Origin of the sequence: Pseudomonas paraversuta (assembly GCF_904067025.1) — a bacterium.
Taxonomy (GTDB): Bacteria; Pseudomonadota; Gammaproteobacteria; order Pseudomonadales; family Pseudomonadaceae; genus Aquipseudomonas; species Aquipseudomonas paraversuta.
In genome coordinates, this window is the sequence record NZ_CAJFDA010000001.1 from 1,700,808 (window position 1) to 1,723,503 (window position 22,696).

Below are 22,696 nucleotides of genomic sequence, written 5' to 3' on the forward strand. Positions count from 1 at the left end.
GAATTAATAAAAGACATCACCTGTCGACGTCATAGGTGAAGCTCACGAAAAACTAAGGAAGTTCTAGGAACATGACCACCATTAAGCGCAAAGGCATCATCCTCGCTGGCGGTTCGGGCACCCGCCTGCACCCGTTGACCTTGGGCGTCTCCAAGCAGATGTTGCCTATCTACGATAAACCGATGATTTTTTATCCTCTGTCGGTCTTGATGCTGGCGGGCATGCGGGAAATCCTGATCATTTCAACCCCCGAAGATTTACCATGTTTCAAAAAATTGCTGGGTGACGGCAGCCGATACGGTATTGAACTGAGCTATGCCGAACAGCCTAGCCCTGATGGGCTGGCACAAGCATTTATAATTGGAGAAGAGTTTATTGGCCAAGATCCGGTTTGTTTGATCTTGGGTGATAACATTTTCTACGGTCAGCACTTTTCGGATAACTTGCGATCTGCTATGTCCCAAGAGACAGGTGCTACTGTCTTTGGCTACCACGTTTCAGATCCAGAGCGCTTTGGTGTTGTTGAGTTTGACAGTACAGGGCGTGCGTTGAGCATTGAAGAAAAGCCGTTAAAACCAAAATCTAACTACGCAGTAACGGGCTTGTATTTCTATGACAATCAGGTTGTAGACATCGCAAAAAAAATGAAGCCGTCGCCACGGGGCGAACTTGAAATCACCGACGTTAACCGTGCTTATCTGGAACAGAACAGTTTGACGGTTGAAATGCTGGGACGTGGCTTTGCCTGGCTGGATACCGGTACCCATGACTCTTTACTGGAAGCCAGTCACTTTGTGCATACCATAGAGCAGCGCCAAGGGTTAAAAGTAGCCTGTCTGGAAGAAATTGCCTTTAACAGCGGCTGGATTACCCCTGAGATGCTGGCAGTTCAAGCTGAACGGTTTAAGAAGACAGGGTATGGGCAATACCTTCTACGGCTTTTGATGGAGGCCGGAAGGTAATGAAAATTACACGAACTGAAATACCTGACGTACTCATCATTGAACCCTCAGTGTTCAGTGATGATCGTGGCTGGTTTATGGAAAGTTTTAATGAAGAGCGCTTCAGCAATGAAGTACAAAAGTTAGGTTTTCCCAAGCCGCGACCTTTTGTACAGGATAATCACTCCTGCTCGAGACGTGGCGTCCTTCGCGGATTGCATTATCAGGCTGCACCACATGCTCAAGGGAAGCTGGTGAGGGTCGTGGAGGGGGCTGCCTTCGATGTGGCCGTGGATATCCGGAAAGACTCACCCACTTTTTTGAAGTGGGTAGGTGTAGAGCTAAATAGCAGTAACAAGAAAATGCTATGGATACCAGAAGGTTTTGCTCATGGTTTTCTCGCGCTAGAAGATAATACGCAATTTTTGTACAAGACAACTGATTATTACGACAAGCCATCAGAAGGCTCTTTGTTGTGGAGTGACAGTGATATAAATATCGCCTGGCCCACGATGGATGAAGTTATCATAAGTGAGAAAGATCAAGTTGCTATTTCGGTGGTCGACTCTTCTTTTTAGATGTGGTTGGCGGGGGGCGGATAGGTGAATGATTTTTTAAAAATAGTCTTGGGTTAAGAGTGGCTAATGGATAATAATTTAGTATCTCTGTTTGAAATATTAGTTATTTTAACTTTGATTGGTGCCCAGGTTTTCGATGTCTATGCCGTGATGGTTAGGGCCAGGGTTAATGTGGACGGTACTACGCAAGTTTTAGCCGTGGCAAACTGGGTTCAATACCTGGCGCGAATCATGAATATGGTGTCTGTTTTCAGTATCTCATTGTTACTCGAGAAGAAAATAACCACCATAGGCGTTCCGGCCATGTTTGGATATTCAATGTGTGCCGGGTTGTTGTTTATAATTTTTGTGTGCCGCTCGAAGTATGCATCTCAGCCGCTTAAATATCTTCAGATTCTTGGCTTTACAGGAATTTTTGGAGCGTTGGGGAAGAAACAATACTGGTGGCGGGTAGAATGGGATGTATTCTCTAAAGTTACAATGTATTCAGTATTTGTCAGCTTGCTAATAAATTTAGCAATAATTATGCCTTTCGTGTTGAGTATTAAATATCCGGAAATAAGAATGACCCTGGCTTATACAGGGCAGTTGCTGAATTTTTGTGCATCAATAATTATGTTTACTTATATCGATAGAGTTTTCTTCAAGGCTTTGGATGTGGGTAATGAAATAAATTGTGCTGCGCGTATTATAACAGGGAAATTAATTGGTCAGATGGTTTTGGTTGCAGGCGTAGTGGTTGCTTTCTATGTGTTGAAAGTATGAGGTCTGTATTCTATGTCTGAATCACTCGGGCAACATAATGGGAAGTGGACATATTTTGTAAATACCAACAGGCTGCTGTTTTTGTTGGTCGTCTCTACAGTGCTTCTGGTTTATTACTCAGTGGGTGGCTACGGCTTTCCTGATTATCGCAATTACATCGCTCTGGCTGAAAATAATGGTTATATTGTATCGGCCAATGAGTATGCGGCAGAGTGGGTTGCACGATTTTTTTTACGTAATGGCTTTGGGGTTGCTGATACCGCTGCGGGGACAGTTGATTTCTTTGCTGCGTTCGTACAGTTTTTTTATGTAGTATTTATTTTGATGTTGCTGAGAGGTGATGATTTACAGCAGCAGCGTGGTTGGTTGTATTTTACGCTAGCTCTATCTCCTTTGTTATTGACGACGGCACTGAGGGCGACACCTGCTTATCTGATAATTGCATATCTATGTTCGTATGGAAAGATCTCTACTTTCCGGTTTCTAATTTTGGCTGTGGTTGCTATTTCTTTTCACGATTCGGCAATTATAATGATTGCTATATATGTGATGTCGTGTGTGTTTTGCAATGTGTTCTGTAATGTTAGGGAGGGTTTTCTCCGTTGGGTCATGTGGGGAGCATTTGCTCTAACAGTATTGTCGCAACAAGTTTCATTTTTGTTTGTTAGTTTAGTAAGTCATTTTGATTTTGGAATAAGGGCAGTTTATTTTCAAGGAGGGGAAAGCGCTTCAATAGTTAAGAAAGTCTTCCTGCTATTTATATGGGTTGTAGCCTACACGGCGTTGTCTGGTGAGGCGGTCAGTATAAGGTCGAAGGTTTTCCTATGTGCGAGCACATTGGTAATGGCGCTTTCATTCTCGCTCAGTGAAGTTGCGGGCATTAGATTTTCTGTATATGTTTTAGGTGCTGCTGTTGTAGCGAAGGGCGCATTTGTATTTAGTGGCAATAAAGATAGTAAATTCAAACAGGTGGATTTCGTTTTTGGTTTTATGTATTTCGTTATAATGTTCTATGATATTTTCAGGAATGTAAAAGCGTCCTGAACTATATGCGGCGCTCATCTATTAGCTTATGTTGTTTGTAGTGCATTTTGGTTGTGGGTGATTCCACATTGAGTGGTAGTTCCAGTCCTGATTTTGGTGCGTAATTTATGAAAGAGAAGATAGCTATTTTGCTGGCTACCTATAATGGTAGCAAGTATTTGGAAGAGCAGTTGATATCTATCATTGCCCAGGCAAATATAGAGTGGCACTTATTTGTTCGTGATGATGGTTCCACAGATAATACAGTCAGCCTGTTAAGGCTTTATGCCGATAAGCATGAAAATATCACAATAGTCGATAATTTTGGTGAGTTCACAGGTTCTGCTGCTGGGAATTTTTTTAAGCTAATACACTTCTCAGACTATTTGGATTTCACTCATATCAGCTTTGCTGATCAAGACGATATTTGGTCTCCTGGCAAGCTACGTGCTGCATTGGATTGTATGGCATTGGAGGGGGCCGGGGGCTATTCTTCAAATTTGGTCTCCTATGATAACGTCATGAGGCGCGCTAGTTACATTGATAAAAGTCAAGCTCAGAAGGACTTTGACTACCTTTTTCAAGGTGCTTCTGCGGGATGTACTTACGTCATTACTCAAGAAGTTTGTGCTCTCATAAAAGCCAGAACACTGACTATTGATTCCTTTAAAGGTAGATCGCATGATTGGCTTATTTATGCGATCTGCAGGGTAAATGAAGTCAAGTGGGCCCTGGACCGTGAAGCCCATATTTTTTATCGGCAGCATGCAACGAATGTATATGGTTCGATGAGCGCTTTTCAAGGACTTGTTAATAGAATAAAGCTGCTGCGAAGCGGATGGTACCGTAACAATGTTTTGTGGGTTGCAGATAAGTCCGGTTCGAAAGAAAGCGCTGCTGAAATTGTTGGGCTGATTGAGCGCAATGGCTTATTAGATAAGCTGAAGTTATTAAAGATGACTCGTCTTTTTCGTCGAGGGAAAAAAGAAAGTTACTTTCTAAAGTTTATTATTTTGTTTTTATTTAAATAATCTTAATGTTCAGGGGTCTAAATAAAAGTCGGATTTTGTAGGCGTTGATATAATTGAATTTTTTTATCGGATGCCAGGGTCTGGGAATGTCTGGATTTACATCGCTTTGTAGAGGCTTTTTATGAAACGTTTGTTTGATATTGTTCTTTCATTTCTAGGGTTGGTAGTTTTATCACCTGTGATGTTGGTCGTCTATTTTTTAGTTAAAAAAAGACTAGGTTCGCCAGTGTTTTTTAAACAACTGCGTCCGGGCTTACAGGGTAAACCATTCGAAATGATTAAATTTAGAACCATGCTAGATGCAGTGGATAGTTCTGGGAATCCTCTGCCTGACAATTTGCGCATGACTAAATTTGGCAGTTTTCTCCGCTCCAGCAGTCTCGATGAACTGCCAGGCCTTTGGAATGTGCTTAAAGGTGATATGAGTCTGGTAGGGCCTAGACCGTTGCTGATGGAGTACCTGCCTTTATATACGCCCGAGCAGTACAGGCGTCATGATGTGCGCCCTGGAATAACGGGCTGGGCGCAGGTGAATGGTAGAAACTCGTTGAGTTGGGAAGATAAATTTAAGCTGGATACGTGGTACGTTGATAATAGAACCATGCTTTTAGATATTAAGATATTATTTCTTACGGTTAAAAAAGTCATTGTAAGGGATGGTATAAGTGCAGATGGAGAGGCGACCATGAGCAGGTTTACAGGTGGGAAATCTTGAGTGTGATGAAAGTTTCCGTATTCAATTCATTAATTACTGCTGAGGTTTGATTTTGTGAATTCGTCCAAAAAGTTAATAATTATTGGTTTTAGCGGTTTTGCCAAAGAAGTGTATTGGCTTGCTTCCCGCCTGGGCGTAACGGTTGCCGGTTTTTTAGACGATAATGACAGCGTTCTCGGCGCATCATTTGGGACGGCCAAGGTTCTCGGGAAAATCGAGGGCTGGGAACGTTATGGTGACTGCCAATTTATTATTGCAATTGGCAATCCACGAGTCAGGCAGAAAATTTTCAAAAAAATGACAGGCACGGGTTGTCCAGAATTTGCCACGCTCATTGACCCGGCCGCGATTGCTTCTGCTGGTGATGTTAGTGTCGGCCCAGGCAGCATTATTTGTGCCGGTACCGTGTGTACCGTCGATATTAAAATTGGCGCCCATGTTATTGTTAATTTGAATGGTACTATCGGTCATGATGTAGTTCTCGATGATTTTGTGACGATTGCTCCCATGGTTGCCATTTCCGGAAATGTTCATATTCAGTCGCTTGTTGAGGTGGGAACGGGAGCATGTATCCGTCAAGGACTCGTTTTGGAAACCGGTTCGATGTTGGGTATGGGCAGTGTTTTGACCAAAAACGTAAAGCAAAACACTGTGTTTTTTGGTAATCCGGCCAAAGCCTTTAAAGTCATACCCGCAGATGAGGTTCAATAATGGTCATGCCAACTGATAATTTATGCATCGGAATCGTGGGTACCGGTACGATGGGTAGCGGTATTGTGCAAGTGCTGGCACGATCAGCCTGCATTGAAACTGTTTTGTGGTATGGCCGTACACCACAGTCAACAAACGCTTCGAGAGATGAAGTAGGGGCAAGATTTTTAAGCTTAGTCAAAAAAAATCGTCTCTCTCCAGAGGAGCACCAGCGGTTTCTTGAAAAAATAAAGGTGGTTTCGAGTATTGATGATCTTCGAAACTGTCATTGCATTATCGAGGCAGTATCAGAAGAGTTTGATGCCAAGCGCACTGTTTTCCTGGAACTTGCCAAGGTATGTAAGGCTGACACTATCTTAGCCTCCAATACCTCCAGCTTATCTATCACCGCACTGGCAGCGTTAACGCCGTATCCAGAGAACGTAGTTGGATTGCATTTCTTCAACCCAGCTCCTGTTATGAAGTTGGCTGAAGTGATTGCCGGTTTGACAACCGCGCAAGCCTCGCTCGATTGGGCATTGTCGTTCGCTGCACTGTTGGGTAAAGATCCAGTGCTGGTCAATGAAGCCCCTGGCTTTATTGTCAACCGCATGTTGATTCCAATGGTTAACGAAGCGATTGGTATTCTTGCCGAAGACGTTGCCAGTGCTGAAGAAATCGATAAGGCAATGCGTCTGGGGGCAAATCACCCGATCGGTCCTTTGGCATTAGCCGATTTGATCGGACTGGATGTGTGCCTTTCAATCATGGAAACACTCCACAATGAAACGGGCGATCCGAAATACCGTGCGCACCCGCTGATGCGGAAAATGGTGCGTGGTAATCGATTGGGTCGTAAAACGGGTTGCGGATTCTTTACCTACTGAATTGGGGGCTAGCACCTTTATGCTTAATACATCTTTTTCTCCTTGGCCTTCCTTCACAGTAGAAGAGGCTGACGCAGTCCGCGATGTTATATTATCCAACAAGGTCAACTACTGGACCGGTCAGGAAACACGCACCTTCGAAAAAGAATTCGCTGCCTGGTCAGGTACTGAGTACGCCATTGCTTTGGCCAATGGCACTGTAGCCCTTGACCTGGCATTAAAAGCGCTCGGGATCGGAGCGGGTGATGAGGTGATAGTTACCTCTCGTACGTTCCTTGCTTCGGTTTCAAGCATCGTCAATGCCGGTGCGGTACCCGTTTTCGCAGATGTCGACCTAGATTCGCAAAACTTTACGGCTGAAACCATCCGTGCAGTTTTGACTCCGCGTACCAAAGCGCTGATCTGCGTTCATTTAGCCGGCTGGCCATGTGATATGGATCCGATCATGACGTTGGCCAATGAGCATGGGCTAAAGGTGATTGAAGATTGTGCCCAGGCCCACGGTGCTCATTACAAAGGCAGGCCGGTCGGTTCTATCGGCCATGTAGGTGCCTGGTCATTCTGTCAGGATAAAATCATGACCACCGGCGGCGAAGGTGGAATGGTCACCACTAATGATCGACAACTCTGGGCTGATATGTGGGCTTACAAAGACCACGGCAAGAGTTGGGAGGCTGTTTATGAGCGTGAACATGCCCCTGGTTTCCGTTGGCTGCATGAAAGCTTTGGTACTAACTGGCGCATGCTTGAAGTGCAGGCTGTTATAGGTCGTATCCAATTGCGCCGCATGCAGGACTGGCAAGCTGATCGCCTGAAAAATGCTATGTGTATTTGGGAAACGGCTCGACAGTTACCGTCACTTCGGGTTCCAGTGGTGCCTGCCGATGATGTTCATGCAGCCTATAAGTGTTACGTATTTGTACGTCCCGAACAGCTGAAGGCTGACTGGTCGCGAGATCGCATCCTGAATGAAATTATTTCTCGAGGCGTGCCGGCCTTTTCTGGTTCATGCTCTGAGGTTTATCTTGAAAAGGCGTTTGACAACACTGGATGGCGACCTGAGCAACGGCTAGAGCATGCGAAAGAACTGGGCGAAACGAGCATGATGTTCTTGGTCCATCCAACACTGACCGAGGCGGAAATCAACTTGACCTGCAAAGTGTTGAGTGAGGTTGTTCAGGAAGCATCATTTGCGTGAGGTCTGACCTTGCAATAAATGTATGACCTTATGAGCAATAGGGTGTTGATGGTTTTTCAAAGCGGCATAGGTGCTTAAAGGGTTATGGATAAAATTCGAGCGTACTTACTCAACCTTTCACGTCGACAAAAGCGGATTCTTCAAGTAGCCACAGACGTATTTCTCGTTTGGATAGCACTATGGCTCGCTTTTGTCGTGCGTCTGGGCATGGACGATATGGTTAACCCAGTTAAGTTACACCTGTGGTTATTTATCTGTGCTCCTTTGATAGCCATCCCCCTATTTCTTCGTTTCGGAATGTACCGCGCTGTAATGCGTTATTTCGGTAACGATGCGCTTATCGCGATCATCAAGGCCGTCAGCCTTTCTTCATTGATTCTGGCGGTAGTGGTGTACTGGTACAGCAATCACGAAAATGTTGTGCCACGCTCAATCATTTTCAACTACTGGTGGCTGAGCCTTATCATGCTTGGCGGTTTGCGTCTGGTCATGCGGCAATACTTCCTGGGTGACTGGTTCTCTGCTGCTCAGCACGTTCCCTTTACCAGCCGGGACGACGGCTTGCCCCGTGTTGCCATTTACGGTGCCGGCGCTGCGGGTAATCAGCTGGTCGCGGCCCTGCGCATGGGCAGAATCATGCGCCCTGTAGCTTTCATAGATGATGACGAAAGCATCTCTGATCGTGTTATCTCCGGTTTGCAGGTGTTCAAGCCTGAAAACATGCAGCAGATGATTGATCGGACAGGTGCACAAGAACTCTTGTTGGCAATCCCTTCTTCGTCCCGCGGTCGCCGTCGGGAAATTCTGGGTCTGCTTGAAGGCTTCCCGCTTCATGTGCGCAGCGTTCCAGGTTTCATGGATCTGGCCAGCGGCCGGGTCAAGGTCGACGATATCCAGGAAGTGGATATTGCCGATTTGCTGGGGCGTGATGCGGTACCTGCCCAGGGGGAGTTGCTGGAACACTGCATTAAAGGTCAGTGCGTACTGGTGACGGGGGCGGGCGGCTCCATTGGTTCAGAGCTGTGTCGGCAGATCCTGGCACTTCGGCCTACGACGTTGCTGCTGTTTGAACACAGCGAATTCAATCTTTACAGCATTTGTTCCGAACTTGAGCAACGGGTTACTCGTGAGTCACTGTCGGTGAGGGTATTACCGATTCTGGGCTCGGTGCGTAATGCGCACAAACTGCTGGAGGTCATGAAGACCTGGGGTGTCGATACTGTGTATCACGCTGCCGCGTACAAGCATGTCCCAATGGTTGAGCACAACATTGCTGAAGGCGTACTGAATAACGTTATTGGCACGCTCAATACGGCTCAGGCTGCTTTACAGTCCGGGGTTGCGAACTTTGTGCTGATTTCTACTGACAAGGCTGTACGTCCGACCAATGTGATGGGCAGCACCAAGCGCCTGGCCGAGATGACGCTTCAGGCGCTCAGTCGGGAAGTGGCGCCTGTACTGTTTGGCGATGCAGCTAATGTTTCGCGGGTTAATAAAACCCGCTTCACCATGGTTCGCTTTGGCAATGTACTGGGCTCTTCGGGATCGGTCATTCCGCTGTTTCACAAACAGATCAAAGCCGGCGGGCCACTGACTGTGACTCATCCCAAAATTACCCGCTACTTCATGACTATCCCGGAGGCCGCACAGCTGGTGATTCAAGCCGGTTCCATGGGCCAGGGCGGTGATGTGTTTGTGCTCGATATGGGCGAGCCTGTGCGCATTGTCGAGCTGGCCGAAAAAATGATTCACCTTTCCGGCCTCAGTGTTCGCTCAGAGAAGAATCTGCATGGCGACATCGAAATCGAATTCACGGGCCTGCGCCCGGGCGAAAAGCTTTACGAAGAGTTGCTGATTGGTGACAACGTAGTAGCGACCCGGCACCCGATGATCATGAGTGCCAATGAAGACATGTTGCCCTGGGATGAACTCAAGCAGCGGCTGAGACAATTGCTTGAAGCGGTGGATCAGGACGACTATCCGCTGGTACGGCAACTATTGCGCGATACGGTCAGTGGTTATGCCCCCGAGGGCGAAATTGTCGACTGGATCCATCAACAACGTCGCTCAGAGTTGTTATGACTACATACTCTGCAACGCAGTGATTTTTGACACTCCGCTTCCATCACCTACGTTTGGAGTACAGCTCAGGAAAGCTGTTTCTACTTAACGATGTAAAGGAGTGTCACTTATGCGTATTAGCTTTCTGTCTTCGATGTTTTTGGCCCTGATGGTGGGTATTTCCGGCGTAGCTCATGCTGCGCCCCAGGCGGAGGTACCCAAGCCGACTGTAAGTGCCCACGCTGAGCCAGAAGCACAGCTGGTAACGGTCAACCTCAACACTGCAGATGAGGCGACACTACAGCGTGAACTCTCTGGTGTAGGGGCCGCCAAAGCCAGGGCCATAGTGGCTTACCGTGAGGCCAACGGGAACTTCGCCTCGGCAGATGAACTGCTGGAAGTGACCGGGATAGGCAAGGCCATTTATGACAGGAATCGCGATAAGGTCGCGGTGAACTAAGCCAGCCGGTGGAAAGTAAAAAGGCCAGTCATTGACTGGCCTTTTTGCGTCTGGTGTTCAAGCCTGCTGATCTGATTGCTTCAATGCATTACGCGTTACTGCAAGAATCTTCTCTCTGAGTGCATCGCTTTGGGCTCCGCGAGACAGGACCAGAGCCCCAACCAGTGTTGCAAGTATCACAATGCTCCGGTCTTGAGCATCCGGCTCCTCAAGGGCGCCCTCAATCTGTTCAAGTCGGGCGTTGATTACGTAGTCCGTGGTGGTGCTGGGAAGCCCTTGTTGGGCCATTTCAGCGGACATGGTTGGTAGCGGGCAGCCTTCATGGGGAGAAGTGACGTGCCATTGGGACAAGTAAGTGTCGATGAATGCATTGAGTGGCTGCGGCTGGCTGAATAGTTGTTCGCAGATGGTGTCCACTTCATCAGCGGCATGCTGCAGGGCTTTTTCTACCAGTTCGTTTTTCGACGAAAAGTGTGCATAAAAGCCACCGTGGGTGAGGCCCAGGGATTTCATGAGGGGTTGCAGCCCCGTGGCGCCAATCCCGTCTCGCCGGAAGAGCCCGGATGCTTCTTTGATGATGCGTTTGTAGGTTTGGGCTTTATGACCTGGGGAGTACCGCATGGCTGCTGTCTCTTATGCAATCAAGTATCATAGCCTTGGGCTCCAGGGAGATGTACAGGTGTTTCATTCCAGGGCATGTAGATATTTGTAGTCGACAACCCAGCCCATGGGCTGGGTAAACATAGTCAGACTGTCTCAGCGGTCCTTCGACTCTTTCTCATCCATCTCGGCGTTACGTTCGGCTACACGTTTACGCTGTTCATCGGTCAGTTCAACTTTGTTGGCGGTTTCACGTAAAGTCATCAGCGCGCCAACGATGGCGCCGATAGCTACGATCAGAATTAACCAGGCATACCAGGGCATAGTGTTCTCCTTGTTGAGTGAACCGCTGTGCAAGGCGTTCGCAAAGCGGGTTGCAGTCTGTCCTTTTGAGTCTGTGACTACGCAGTGGTTTCATTGTAGGCCGGTTAATCCGCTGCGGGTCTTATAACTCTTTAGATGACTAAAATTGTGAAATTGCGATCATCGGGTGCCGGTAAGCGGCTGGTTCCGCTACAATGCGCGCCGATTTCGACCAGCCTGAGAACCCGCTAATGTCCGACTGCCAGACTCCTATTATCGTCGCCCTGGATTTCCCAACGCGTGACGCCGCACTGAAACTGGCTGATCAGTTGGACCCGACGCTGTGCCGGGTGAAAGTGGGCAAAGAGCTGTTTACCAGCTGTGCTGCGGAAATTGTCGGCACTTTGCGTGACAAGGGTTTTGAGGTGTTTCTGGATCTCAAATTCCACGATATTCCCAATACCACAGCAATGGCGGTTAAAGCTGCCGCCGAGATGGGCGTGTGGATGGTGAACGTTCACTGCTCGGGCGGGATGCGGATGATGGCCGCGTGCCGTGAAGTGCTCGACAAGCGTACCGGCCCGCAACCGCTGCTGATTGGTGTGACGGTGCTGACCAGCATGGAGCGCGAAGACCTGGCCGGGATTGGCCTGGACATCGAGCCTCAAGAGCAGGTACTGCGGCTGGCTGCCTTGGCCCAGAAGGCCGGTATGGATGGCCTGGTCTGCTCGGCACTGGAAGCGCAAGCGCTCAAGGCTGCGCATCCAGCGCTAAAACTGGTGACCCCGGGGATTCGTCCTGCAGGCAGCGCCCAGGATGATCAGCGCCGTATTCTGACCCCGCGCCAGGCGCTGGATGCAGGCTCTGACTATCTGGTAATCGGCCGCCCGATCAGCCAGGCTGCGGACCCGGCCAAAGCTCTGGCTGCGGTGGTCGCCGAGCTGGCCTGACTGCGCGCTAATTAATACTGATTCTGTAACAACGGCTTGCCTGCGATGCTCTCGCGGTCAGGCCGTTGCCACTTCAGGGGGGGCACAATGATCAAGTGCCGGGTCAGACCTTCAAGATCAACTTGCCGAAGTTTTCCCCGCTGAACAGTTTCATCAGGGTTTCGGGAAATGTTTCCAGCCCTTCAACAATATGCTCCTTGCTTTTGAGTTGGCCTTTGGCCAGCCATCCGGCCATTTCTTGCCCTGCTGCTGCATAGCGGTCGGCATAGTCCATCACCACAAACCCTTCCATGCGTGCGCGATTCACCAGTAGCGACAGATAATTGGCCGGCCCTTTTACGGCTTCCTTGTTGTTGTACTGGCTGATGGCGCCACAAATCACTACGCGGGCTTTAAAGTTCAGGCGGCTAAGTACTGCATCGAGAATATCGCCGCCGACGTTGTCGAAAAACACATCGACCCCTTTAGGACATTCGCGCTTAAGACCTGCGATGACGTCTTCGCTCTTGTAGTCGATAGCCCCGTCAAAGCCCAGCTCTTCAATCAGTAACTCGCATTTCTGTTTGCCCCCGGCAATACCCACCACGCGGCAGCCTTTGAGTTTGGCGATTTGCCCGGCAATGCTGCCGACCGCACCGGCGGCGCCGGAAATCACGACGGTGTCACCCGCTTTAGGTGCGCCGACTTCGAGCAAGGCGAAATAGGCGGTCATCCCGGTCATCCCCAGTGCTGATAAATACACTGGCAAAGGTGCGAGTTTCGGATCGACTTTGTAGAAGCCCCGGGGTTCGCCCACGAAGTAGTCCTGCACCCCCAGCGCACCGTTCACATAGTCACCGACTGCAAAACCGGGATGTTCGGAGGCAATCACCTGACCGACACCCAGGGCGCGCATCACTTCACCCAAACCGACCGGCGGGATATAGGATTTGCCTTCGTTCATCCAGCCGCGCATGGCCGGGTCGAGCGACAGGTATTGATTCCTGACCACTATCTGGCCTGCGCCCGGCTTGGCCACAGGCACTTGCTGAAAGCTGAAGGTGTCCCGTGTTGCGGCGCCGACGGGGCGTTTGGCAAGAAGAAACTGGCGGTTGGTCTCGGCGGTCATGGTCTGCACTCAGCTAAAAGACAAAGACTGTTGATAGCCCTTCTTGCCTGGCCCAGCAAGTGAATCTCGGCTCACGAATGCTTTTTCATCACCTTGAGTGATTGTGGTGGGCAGGGATTTATCATTTCGATAAATAAGGGGCTGATCTGTGTGTGCCTGTGCGTGCCTACACTCTGCATAGCTTTTCCCCTTCGAGGACAAAAATAATGAGCATGAGCTTTTCCGGGCAGGTGGTGGTTGTCACGGGGGCAGGGGCCGGTATTGGCCGGGCAACCGCGCTGGCCTTTGCCGCAGAGGGTTTGAAAGTCGTAGTGGCCGATCTGAATGTTGCCAGCGGTGAAGGCACGGTTGAGCTCATCAGGGCTGCGGGCGGCACATCCGTGTTCGTACCCTGCAATGTGACCCTCGAAGCCGAGGTAAAACACTTGATGGCGCAGACCATCAGCACTTACGGCCGCCTGGACTATGCCTTCAATAATGCCGGGATCGAGATTGAACAGGGGCGTCTGGCAGAGGGTACACAGGATGAGTTTGACGCGATCATGGGGGTTAACGTCAAAGGTGTCTGGTTGTGCATGAAGTATCAGTTGCCGCTGCTGCTGGCCCAGGGCGGCGGTGCAATCGTCAATACCGCGTCGGTGGCGGGGCTGGGGGCGGCCCCGAAGATGAGTATTTATGCGGCATCCAAGCATGCAGTGATTGGTTTGACCAAGTCAGCGGCCATTGAATATGCAAAGAAGGGGGTTCGGGTGAACGCGGTATGCCCGGCGGTTATTGATACCGACATGTTTCGCCGTGCCTATGAGGCAGATCCGAAAAAGGCTGAGTATGCAGCGGCAATTCATCCCGTGGGGCGTATAGGCACAGTGCAAGAGGTGGCCAGTGCGGTGCTGTATTTATGCTCTGACGGTGCAGCCTTTACCACGGGCCACGCCCTGGCCGTGGATGGCGGAGCGTTGGCGATTTGAGCGAGCACCAACCAATTGTGCAGGAGTCGGGCTTGCTTGCGAGCTCCTTACCTCAGCATCGCCAGCGAGCCCGGCTCCTATAGGGTTGCATTGCCGGTCAGCGCGCTTTCCAGTTCAGGATGATCAAGGTCAACACGCCCGCGACAATTCCCCAGAAGGCCGAGCCAATCGAGAACAGGGTCATTCCGGACGCTGTGACCATAAAGGTGATGAGTGCAGCTTCGCGTTCTTTCGATTCAGCCATGGCGATGGTCAGGCCATTGCTGATGGAGCCGAACAGGGCCAGTGCTGCAATCGACAGTACCAATTCTTTGGGGAAGGCTGCGAACAGTGCCGCCAGCGTTGCACCAAAGGTCCCGGCAATACCGTAGAAAATCCCGCACCACATTGCCGCCGTGTAGCGTTTTTTAGGGTCTTCGTGGGCATGGGGGCCAGTGCATATGGCGGCACTGATCGCGGCCAGGTTAATCCCGTGGGAACCGAAGGGTGCGAGCAGCAGCGAGGCGACACCGGTGGTGGTGATCAGCGGCGAAGCGGGGACGTTGTAACCATCGGCCCGCAGCACGGCGATGCCCGGCATGTTCTGGGAGGTCATGGCCACCACAAACAGCGGGATACCGATACTGATGGTCGCGGCTATCGAGAACGAGGGTGTAGTCCATACCGGGACCGCGACTTCCAGGGCGAAACCGCTGAAATCCAGGAGTCCAAGCAAGCCCGAGATCAAGGTGCCGATCATCAGGGCCGCGAGCACGGCATAGCGCGGCAACAGGCGCTTGACGATCAGGTAAGTGACCAGCATCCCGACCACCAGCCCGGTGCGATGTTGTGCCGCGACGAAGATCTCGCTACCGATCTTGAACAGGATGCCCGCCAGTAAAGCCGCTGCCAGTGACCCGGGGATACGTTTGACCAGGCGCTCGAAGCTGCCGGTCATGCCGCAGATAATGACCAGCAGTGCACAGGTGATGTAGGCGCCGATAGCCTCGCCATAGCTGACGCCACCGAGGCTGGTGATCAGCAGCGCGGCCCCGGGCGTAGACCAGGCGATGGTGATGGGGGTGCGGTAACGCAATGACAATCCTATGCTGCAAACAGCCATGCCAATTGACAAGGCCCATATCCACGAGGAAATCTGTCCGCTGCTCAGACCTGCTGCCTGGCCGGCCTGAAACATCAGCACCAGGGAACTGGTGTAGCCGGTCATCATTGCGATAAAGCCTGCGACCACGGCTGAAGGCGAGGTGTCGGACAGCGGATGTAACCGCGGCAGAGGGGCGTCGGACATGGTGCGCAATTCCTTGTTCTTGAAGAGAGTTCTGACAGCACGCAAGCCTAAACGCAAAGCTAACCTGTCATTGCGATACAGCCGGGATCGCAAATGACCGTACAGTCGTACTGGCACTCTGGCTTGTGTACAATGCGCCCTGATTTTATGCATTAATTCTTTGCCAGCGACGCCCGTTACCGTACTGAGGTAACGTCTAATTCGCCGCCGCTTTCCCACACGAGTGCCCATGAACGAACAGTTGCAGCCTCTCAAGAAACAATCCCGCGCAGGCAAGGCCGGCCGCAGTGGAACCCAGGACGATATCGTCTACGCGCATATTTTCGAGGCGATTCTCGAACAGCGTCTGGCGCCTGGAACCAAGCTGAGTGAAGAAGCGCTGGGTGAAATCTTTGGGGTGAGCCGTACCATCATTCGTCGTGCCTTGTCGCGTCTGGCCCACGAAGGGGTCGTATTGCTGCGGCCAAACCGTGGTGCGGTGGTGGCCAGCCCCAGTATTGAGGAAGCGCGTCAGGTGTTTTTTGCCCGTCGGCTGGTAGAAAAGGCCATCACCGAACTGGCTGTGGTGCATGCCTGTGCTGAAGACCTGGCGCAGTTGCGCAAAATGGTGGAAGACGAGCGTGACAGCTTTTCGCGGGGCGATCGCGGGGCCGGGATCCGCTTGTCAGGCGAGTTTCACCTGAAACTGGCAGAGGCTGCCAAAAATGCGCCCCTGATCAGCTTCCAGCGCAGCCTGGTGTCGCAAACGTCACTGATTATTGCCCAATACGAGAGCGGCAACCGCTCGCACTGCTCCTACGACGAGCACATGCAATTGATCGATGCGATTGAAGCGCGTGATGCCGTGCTGGCTGTAGACCTGATGATGCACCACATGGATCACATCGACAGCAAACTCAACCTTGACGAAGAGAGCGCCTCGGACGATTTGCATGCGGTGTTCTCGCACTTGCTGCAAACCAAGGGCAAAAGCCCCCGGCCTGCAGCCAAGCTGTAAACCCGCCATCGATTCCTGCAGGAGCGAGCCTGCTCGCGATGTCATCGCCGGCAAGCCGGCTCCCACAAGGTAGCGGTGTATTCAGGTTTAGCGCTGATGCACCAGATTGCCCGCTGCATAGGTCTGTTGCACGGTGCGGTCATCGCCCAAGGTCATCAATACAAACAATGTTTCGGCAATGTTTTTCGACTGCTTGAGGCGATAGCTCATCAACGGTGTGGCGTTGTAGTCCAGGACCACAAAGTCCGCATCGCTGCCCGCTTGCAGGTTGCCGATACGGTCTTCCAGACGCAGGGCCCGCGCGCCGCCCAGGGTGGCCAGATACAACGACTTGAACGGATCGAGGCGTGCACCCTGCAGTTGCATGACCTTGTAGGCTTCGTTCAGGGTGTTGAGCAGCGAGAAACTAGTGCCTGCACCCACATCCGTGCCCAGCCCGACATTGAGCTTATGCTTCTCTGCCATCGGCAAGTTGAACAGGCCGCTGCCAAGGAACAGGTTGGACGTCGGGCAGAAAGCCACTGCCGAGCCGGTTTCAGCCAGTCGGGCGCATTCCTCGTCACACAAATGCACGCCATGGGCAAATACCGAGCGCTCTCCCAGCAGTTGGTAGTGGTCGTACACGTCCAGATAGCCTTTACGCTCCGGGAACAGCGACTTTACCCACTCAATTTCTTGAAGGTTCTCGCTGATATGGGTGTGCAGATACAGATCCGGGTATTCACCCAACAACTTGCCCGCCAGGGTTAATTGCTCTGGCGTACTGGTCGGCGCGAAGCGTGGGGTCACCGCGTAATGCAGGCGGCCCTTGCCGTGCCAGCGCTCGATCAGCGCCTTGCTTTCGCTGTAGCCGGTTTCGGCGGTGTCGGTCAGATACTCCGGCGCGTTACGGTCCATCATCACTTTGCCGGCAATCAAACGCAGGTCCAGCCCCTGGGCGGCTTCGAACAGGGCATCCACTGATTGCGGATGCACGCTGCCAAACACCAGGGCCGTGGTGGTGCCGTTGCGCAGCAGTTCCTTGAGGAAAATGCCGGCCACTTCGTCGGCATGGGCTTTATCGGCAAACTGGTTTTCGCACGGGAAAGTGTAGGTGTTGAGCCAGTCGAGCAACTGCTCGCCGTAGGCACCGATCATCCCGGTTTGCGGGAAGTGGATATGGGTGTCGATAAAACCGGGCGTGATCAGCGCATCGGTGTATTCCGTGATCTCGGTATCGGCGGTCAGTGTCGCAAGCAGCTCGCTGGCTGCTCCGACGGCTTTGATCAGGCCGTTTTCGACCACCAGCAGGCCATCTTCGAAATACTCATAGGAGGCTTCGATGCCGACTTCGGCGGGGTCGGCAATGCTGTGCAGGATGGCGGCGCGATAGGCTTTACAGGTCATGACAATTCTCGGTGCGTGGCATGGCTGCGTCGTGAAGACGGCAGCAATTGTTTAATGGGTTCAGATGACGCGGTGTTGCCACTGGCCGTGTGCTGGCCAAAGTGGGCGTTATAGGTGGCGATGATTTCGCCGGCGATGGATATGGCGATTTCCACAGGCAGTTTGCCTTTGACTTCGCTCAAGCCCATCGGGCAGCGCAAGCGCTGCAAATGTTGCGGGCTGAAACCGCGGTCGCGCAGGCGATGCTCGAACTTCACGCGCTTGGTTTGGGAACCAATCAAACCGAAGTAGGTAAAGTCGTTACGTTTGAGCAAGGCGGCGCTGAGTTCCAGGTCCAGGGCGTGATTATGCGTCATGACGATGCAGTAGCAACCTGTTGGCAGCGCATCCACCTCGTCGACGGGTTCATCGGTGACGATTTTTCGCACGCCTGCAGGTATTTGCGTCGGGAATTCCTGTTCCCGCGAGTCGATCCAGCGCACCCGGCACGGCAGGCCGGCAAGCAGCGGCACCAGTGCACGCGCCACATGGCCGGCGCCAAAGACGGCGATCTGGGCCTGCACCTGGCCCATGGGCTCGAACAGCAACAGGGTTACGCCGCCACAACATTGGCCCAGGCTGGCGCCCAGGCTGAACCGCTGCAGATGGGTGTCGTGCTTGCCGCTGTCGAGCATCTGGCGGGCAATCTCCATCGCCTTGTATTCCAGATGACCGCCGCCGATGGTGTCGAAGGTCTGCGCGGCACTGATTACCATCTTCGAGCCGGCATTGCGCGGGGTCGAGCCTTGCTCCTCGATAATGGTCACCAGGACGCAAGGTTCGCCTTGTTGCTGCAGGTCGGCCAGGGCGCTGATCCAGTTATTCATACGGTTTCCCCCGGGCTGCTTTACGCATTTGCTCACACCCCCACAACACCCGCTCCGGTGTTGCCGGCGCGTCGATCTCGGGTTGCAGGCGATAATCGGCGAGGCTGGCGACTGCATCCTTGATCGCACACCAGGCGGCGATGCCGAGCATGAACGGTGGCTCGCCTACGGCCTTGGAGTGGAACACCGTGTCTTCCGGGTTCTTGCGGTTCTCCACCAGGGTTACCCGCAGGTCCAGGGGCATGTCCGCCACGGCCGGAATCTTGTAGCTGGCCGGGCCGCTGGTCATGAGTTTGCCTTTGGCATTCCACACCAGTTCTTCCATGGTCAGCCAGCCGGCGCCCTGGATGTAGCCGCCTTCGACCTGGCCAATATCAATGGCCGGGTTCAGGGAGGCGCCCACGTCGTGGAGGATGTCTGTGCGCAACATCTTGTACTCGCCGGTCAGGGTGTCGACTATGACTTCGGCGCAGGCGGCGCCAAAGGCAAAGTAGTAAAACGGCCTTCCGCGTGCCTGGTTGCGGTCATAAAAGATCTTTGGTGTTTTGTAGTAGCCGGTGCTCGACAGTGAGACCTGGCCGAAATACGCCTGCTGGATCAGGGTTTCAAAGCTGATGATCTGCTCGCCAACGCGGACCTGGCCATTGTGAAACATCACATCCTGCGGCTCGACCTGATACTTGCCGGCTGCAAACTCGATCAGCCGTTGCTTGATGATTTCAGCAGCGTTTTGCGCGGCCTTGCCATTCAGGTCGGCACCGCTTGAGGCGGCAGTCGGCGAGGTGTTTGGCACCTTGTCAGTGTTGGTCGCGGTGATTTGCACGCGACTGATCTCCACTTGAAACACCTCGGCCACCACCTGGGCCACCTTGATGTTCAAGCCCTGACCCATCTCGGTACCACCGTGGTTGAGGTGGATGCTGCCGTCAGTGTAGATATGGATCAGTGCCCCGGCCTGGTTGAGAAAACTGGCGGTAAAGGAAATACCGAATTTAACCGGGGTCAGTGCCAGGCCTTTTTTCAGCACCGGACTGCTGGCGTTAAACGCCTTGATCGCTTCGCGTCGCTCGTAATACTGGCTGCTTGCCTCGAGATCTGCGGTCATTTCCTCCAGCAGGTTGTGCTCCACGGTCTGGTAATAGTGGGTCACGTTGCGTTCAGTCTTGCCGTAGTAGTTGGCCTTGCGCACGGCCAGCGGATCGAGGGCCAGGTGGCGGGCGATACGGTCCATGACCTCTTCGATGGCAACCATCCCTTGGGGCCCGCCAAAACCGCGATAGGCGGTGTTTGAAGCGGTGTTGGTTTTGCAGCGATGGCCATTGATCGTTGCGTCGCCCAGGTAATAGGCGTTGTCGGCATGGAACATGGCGCGGTCGACGATGGAATTGGACAGGTCCGGCGAGCACCCGCAGTTACCGGCCAGGTCCAGCTGAATGCCTTGCAGTTGGCCCCTGGCATCGAAGCCGACGTCGTATTCGATATAGAACGGATGACGCTTGCCGGTCATCAGCATGTCTTCGACCCGTGGCAAACGCATTTTGCTCGGCTGGCCGGTCAGGCGCGCGACTACCGCGCACAGGCAGGCGGGGCTGGCCGCCTGGGTCTCCTTGCCGCCAAAGCCTCCGCCCATGCGCCGCATGTCGACGACGATTTTGTTCATCGAAACATCAAGGACTTCGGCGACCAGTTTCTGCACTTCGGTCGGATTTTGCGTCGAGCAGTAAACAATCATGCCGCCATCTTCGGTAGGCATTACCGAGGAGATCTGGGTTTCGAGATAAAAGTGTTCTTGCCCGCCGATATGCAGGCTGCCCTGCAAGCGGTGAGTGGCCCGGGCCAGTGCACCGCTCGAGTCGCCGCGTTGATGGGTGTGGCTTTCGAGCACGAAGTGCTTGTTGCGCAGGGCCTGCACCACATCGAGCACCGGCTCCAGGTCTTCATACTCGATAATCGCCGCCATTGCGGCCTTGCGGGCGGTATCCAGGTCCTTTGCGGCCACAACCAGTACCGGCTGGCCAACAAATTCCACCTTGTCGATGGCCAGTAGCGGGTCGCCGGGCAGCAGCGGACCAATGTCCTTGAGGCCGGGAATATCCTCATGGGTGATTGCCAGACGCACTCCGTCAAAGCCATAGCAGGGCGCTGTATCGACGCGAATGATTCTGGCGTGAGCTCGGTCGGACAAGCGCGCGTAAAGATGTAGCTGATTGGGAAACTCAAGTCGGTCATCGATGTACTGTGCTTCACCCGAAACGTGCTTCTCGGCACTGTCATGTTTGACACTGCGGCCAACGCCGGTCTTCAGGTCTTGCCGGAAGAGGGCGGTCAACTCGGCCTGGGTTGGCTCAATCTTGTGATGATTAGACATATGCTGTTACCCGCGTCTCAAGGTGTGGCGTTTGCTGCTCGATGAAAAATTTGCGCAGCAGGTTTTGCGCGCTCAGCAGGCGGTATTCCTTGCTGGCGCGAAAGTCGGACAGCGGGGTGAAATCTTCAGCCAGTGCCGCACAGGCCCGCTCAAGGGTCGACGGGTTCCAGGGGGCGCCGAGCAGGGCATCTTCACAGGCTTTGGCCCGTTTGGAGATGGCAGCCATCCCGCCATAGGCGACCCGTGCCTCAATCACCAGGCCGTTGTCGATATGCAGGTTGAAGGCCGCGCACACGGCACTGATGTCGTCATCCAGGCGCTTGGATACTTTATAGGCGCGAAAGGTATGACTCTGGCTGGCGCGAGGGATGACAATTTTCTCGATAAACTCGCCTTCCTGACGAGCCGTCACCCGGTAGTCGATGAAGTAATCCTCAATCGCCAGGGTGCGCCGGGCTTCCCCTTTGCACAGCACCAACTGTGCACCGAGAGCGATCAGTAGTGGAGGCGTGTCACCAATGGGCGAGGCGTTGCCAATATTGCCGCCAAGGGTGCCCTGATTGCGGATTTGCAAGGACGCGAAGCGTTGCAGCAGTTCGCCGAAGTCCGGGTATTCAGCCTTGAGCGTGCTGTAGGCGTCAGTCAGTGAAACGGCAGCCCCGATTTCAAGACGGTCCTCAAAGCGTTCGATCAGTTTCATTTCGGCCACGTTGCCGACATAGATCATGACCGGTAACGGGCGATGAAACTGGGTGACTTCCAGGGCCAGATCGGTCCCTCCGGCCAGCAGGCGGGCCTGGGGGTGCGACTCATATAGCTGAGCCAGATCGCTGATGGTCAAGGGCAGCAGGCAGCGTTTGTCGCCGCTGTTCAGTTCTGCGGTCTGGGTCGGGGTAATGGCTTCGAGTTGAGCGATGGTCTGGCTCTGTTGCGCATCGAACTGATCGCCCCGCTCTGCGTTGCAGGCCTGCTCGGCGGCGGCCAGGATGGGGCGGTAACCGGTACAGCGACACAGGTTGCCGGCCAGCGCTTCGTGCGCCTGATGACCATCATGGAGGCCGGTGCTGTTCTTTTGCAGGGCGAACAGCGACATCACGAAGCCCGGGGTGCAGAAACCGCACTGTGAACCATGGCAGTCGACCATTGCCCGTTGCACGCTGTGCAGCTGGCCTTGGTGTTTGAGGTCTTCAACGCTGATCAGTTGCTTGCCGTGCAAGGTCGAAACAAAGGTCAGGCACGAATTGATACTGCGATAGCGCAGGCTCCGGGTGCCTGTATCGTCGCTATGCAACTCACCCACCACCACAGTGCAGGCACCGCAGTCGCCGCTGGCGCACCCTTCCTTGGTGCCGGGTTTGTGCAGGTGCTCGCGCAAGTATTCAAGCACGGTCATGTTCGGGTCCAGCGCATGCTCGCAGCGCAGCGTCTGGTTGAGTAGGAACTGGATCACGGAAGGCCTCGCAAAATCATTATTGTTATAGAGCGGGATGGACTGAATCTAGCTAAAGCTGAC

The 22,696-nt window shown here is 52.9% G+C and carries 22 protein-coding genes; 14 read left to right on the plus strand and 8 right to left on the minus strand.

Going from position 1 to position 22,696, the window contains the following annotated elements:
* Positions 1-71: 71 nt before the first annotated feature.
* The 11 genes from rfbA (at position 72) to JQ848_RS08030 (ending at position 10,349) form a co-directional block, all read left to right on the plus strand.
* A complete protein-coding gene (rfbA, locus tag JQ848_RS07980) occupies positions 72-962 on the plus strand; it encodes a glucose-1-phosphate thymidylyltransferase RfbA (RefSeq protein WP_127195911.1) in 891 nt (296 codons plus the stop codon).
* Entirely contained in the window at positions 962-1,519 is a 558-nt protein-coding gene (gene rfbC, locus JQ848_RS07985; protein WP_127195912.1) for a dTDP-4-dehydrorhamnose 3,5-epimerase, read from the plus strand. The genes rfbA and rfbC overlap by 1 nt, the downstream gene beginning before the upstream one ends.
* A gap of 66 nt (positions 1,520-1,585) precedes the next feature.
* Positions 1,586-2,284 carry a hypothetical protein gene (locus JQ848_RS07990; protein WP_202210446.1) on the plus strand — a complete coding sequence of 233 codons (699 nt, stop codon included), beginning with the start codon at positions 1,586-1,588 and terminating at the stop codon, positions 2,282-2,284.
* A gap of 12 nt (positions 2,285-2,296) precedes the next feature.
* Positions 2,297-3,328 (plus strand): hypothetical protein, encoded by a 1,032-nt coding sequence (locus JQ848_RS07995; RefSeq protein WP_202210447.1) that lies wholly within the window; start codon positions 2,297-2,299, stop codon positions 3,326-3,328.
* Positions 3,329-3,435: 107 nt separating this feature from the next.
* Positions 3,436-4,338: a glycosyltransferase gene (locus JQ848_RS08000; RefSeq protein ID WP_202210448.1), complete on the plus strand. Its 903-nt coding sequence runs from the start codon at positions 3,436-3,438 to the stop codon at positions 4,336-4,338.
* Between the two features lie 121 nt (positions 4,339-4,459).
* A complete protein-coding gene (locus JQ848_RS08005; RefSeq protein WP_202210449.1) occupies positions 4,460-5,053 on the plus strand; it encodes a sugar transferase in 594 nt (197 codons plus the stop codon).
* A gap of 54 nt (positions 5,054-5,107) precedes the next feature.
* Positions 5,108-5,764 carry an acetyltransferase gene (locus JQ848_RS08010; RefSeq protein WP_202210450.1) on the plus strand — a complete coding sequence of 219 codons (657 nt, stop codon included), beginning with the start codon at positions 5,108-5,110 and terminating at the stop codon, positions 5,762-5,764.
* A complete protein-coding gene (locus JQ848_RS08015; RefSeq protein ID WP_235972436.1) occupies positions 5,764-6,630 on the plus strand; it encodes a 3-hydroxyacyl-CoA dehydrogenase family protein in 867 nt (288 codons plus the stop codon). Before JQ848_RS08010 ends, JQ848_RS08015 begins: the two co-directional genes overlap by 1 nt.
* 19 nt (positions 6,631-6,649) lie before the next feature.
* Positions 6,650-7,828, plus strand: a complete 1,179-nt coding sequence (locus JQ848_RS08020) for a DegT/DnrJ/EryC1/StrS family aminotransferase (RefSeq protein ID WP_127195959.1) — start codon at positions 6,650-6,652, stop codon at positions 7,826-7,828.
* An 84-nt stretch (positions 7,829-7,912) separates the two neighbouring features.
* Positions 7,913-9,910: a polysaccharide biosynthesis protein gene (locus JQ848_RS08025; RefSeq protein WP_127195918.1), complete on the plus strand. Its 1,998-nt coding sequence runs from the start codon at positions 7,913-7,915 to the stop codon at positions 9,908-9,910.
* A gap of 109 nt (positions 9,911-10,019) precedes the next feature.
* The gene (locus JQ848_RS08030) at positions 10,020-10,349 is read left to right on the plus strand and encodes a ComEA family DNA-binding protein (RefSeq protein WP_003447144.1); all 330 of its coding nucleotides are present in this window, start codon (positions 10,020-10,022) and stop codon (positions 10,347-10,349) included.
* 57 nt (positions 10,350-10,406) lie between these two features.
* On the opposite strand, the gene JQ848_RS08035 is transcribed toward JQ848_RS08030, so the two are convergent.
* Both JQ848_RS08035 and JQ848_RS08040 read right to left on the minus strand, forming a co-directional pair.
* Positions 10,407-10,970, minus strand: coding sequence for a TetR/AcrR family transcriptional regulator (locus JQ848_RS08035; protein ID WP_202210451.1), 564 nt, complete (start codon positions 10,968-10,970; stop codon positions 10,407-10,409).
* 135 nt (positions 10,971-11,105) lie between these two features.
* Positions 11,106-11,273 carry a DUF2897 family protein gene (locus tag JQ848_RS08040; protein WP_003447148.1) on the minus strand — a complete coding sequence of 56 codons (168 nt, stop codon included), beginning with the start codon at positions 11,271-11,273 and terminating at the stop codon, positions 11,106-11,108.
* A 230-nt stretch (positions 11,274-11,503) separates the two neighbouring features.
* Between JQ848_RS08040 and pyrF the strand changes: the two genes are divergently transcribed.
* Positions 11,504-12,202 carry an orotidine-5'-phosphate decarboxylase gene (pyrF, locus tag JQ848_RS08045; RefSeq protein WP_202211264.1) on the plus strand — a complete coding sequence of 233 codons (699 nt, stop codon included), beginning with the start codon at positions 11,504-11,506 and terminating at the stop codon, positions 12,200-12,202.
* Positions 12,203-12,305: 103 nt separating this feature from the next.
* On the opposite strand, the gene JQ848_RS08050 is transcribed toward pyrF, so the two are convergent.
* Positions 12,306-13,310, minus strand: a complete 1,005-nt coding sequence (locus JQ848_RS08050) for an NADP-dependent oxidoreductase (protein ID WP_003447151.1) — start codon at positions 13,308-13,310, stop codon at positions 12,306-12,308.
* A gap of 206 nt (positions 13,311-13,516) precedes the next feature.
* Here JQ848_RS08050 and JQ848_RS08055 point away from each other — a divergent pair, with 206 nt between their 5' ends.
* The gene (locus tag JQ848_RS08055; RefSeq protein WP_202210452.1) at positions 13,517-14,278 is read left to right on the plus strand and encodes an SDR family oxidoreductase; all 762 of its coding nucleotides are present in this window, start codon (positions 13,517-13,519) and stop codon (positions 14,276-14,278) included.
* Positions 14,279-14,375: 97 nt separating this feature from the next.
* Here JQ848_RS08055 and JQ848_RS08060 read toward each other — a convergent pair whose 3' ends face one another.
* Positions 14,376-15,566, minus strand: a complete 1,191-nt coding sequence (locus JQ848_RS08060; protein ID WP_003447155.1) for a benzoate/H(+) symporter BenE family transporter — start codon at positions 15,564-15,566, stop codon at positions 14,376-14,378.
* 229 nt (positions 15,567-15,795) lie between these two features.
* Between JQ848_RS08060 and JQ848_RS08065 the strand changes: the two genes are divergently transcribed.
* The gene (locus JQ848_RS08065) at positions 15,796-16,563 is read left to right on the plus strand and encodes a GntR family transcriptional regulator (protein WP_202210453.1); all 768 of its coding nucleotides are present in this window, start codon (positions 15,796-15,798) and stop codon (positions 16,561-16,563) included.
* Between the two features lie 87 nt (positions 16,564-16,650).
* Here JQ848_RS08065 and guaD read toward each other — a convergent pair whose 3' ends face one another.
* Genes guaD through xdhA form a run of 4 tightly spaced genes read right to left on the minus strand, consistent with a single transcriptional unit; the run spans position 16,651 to position 22,633 of the window.
* On the minus strand, positions 16,651-17,949 hold the full coding sequence (gene guaD / locus JQ848_RS08070) for a guanine deaminase (protein ID WP_003447159.1): 1,299 nt from the start codon (positions 17,947-17,949) through the stop codon (positions 16,651-16,653).
* Positions 17,946-18,815 carry a xanthine dehydrogenase accessory protein XdhC gene (xdhC, locus tag JQ848_RS08075; RefSeq protein WP_003447161.1) on the minus strand — a complete coding sequence of 290 codons (870 nt, stop codon included), beginning with the start codon at positions 18,813-18,815 and terminating at the stop codon, positions 17,946-17,948. The genes guaD and xdhC overlap by 4 nt, the downstream gene beginning before the upstream one ends.
* Positions 18,808-21,183: a xanthine dehydrogenase molybdopterin binding subunit gene (gene xdhB, locus JQ848_RS08080; protein ID WP_161718406.1), complete on the minus strand. Its 2,376-nt coding sequence runs from the start codon at positions 21,181-21,183 to the stop codon at positions 18,808-18,810. Before xdhB ends, xdhC begins: the two co-directional genes overlap by 8 nt.
* Entirely contained in the window at positions 21,176-22,633 is a 1,458-nt protein-coding gene (xdhA, locus tag JQ848_RS08085) for a xanthine dehydrogenase small subunit (RefSeq protein WP_202210454.1), read from the minus strand. The genes xdhB and xdhA overlap by 8 nt, the downstream gene beginning before the upstream one ends.
* Positions 22,634-22,696: the final 63 nt, after the last annotated feature.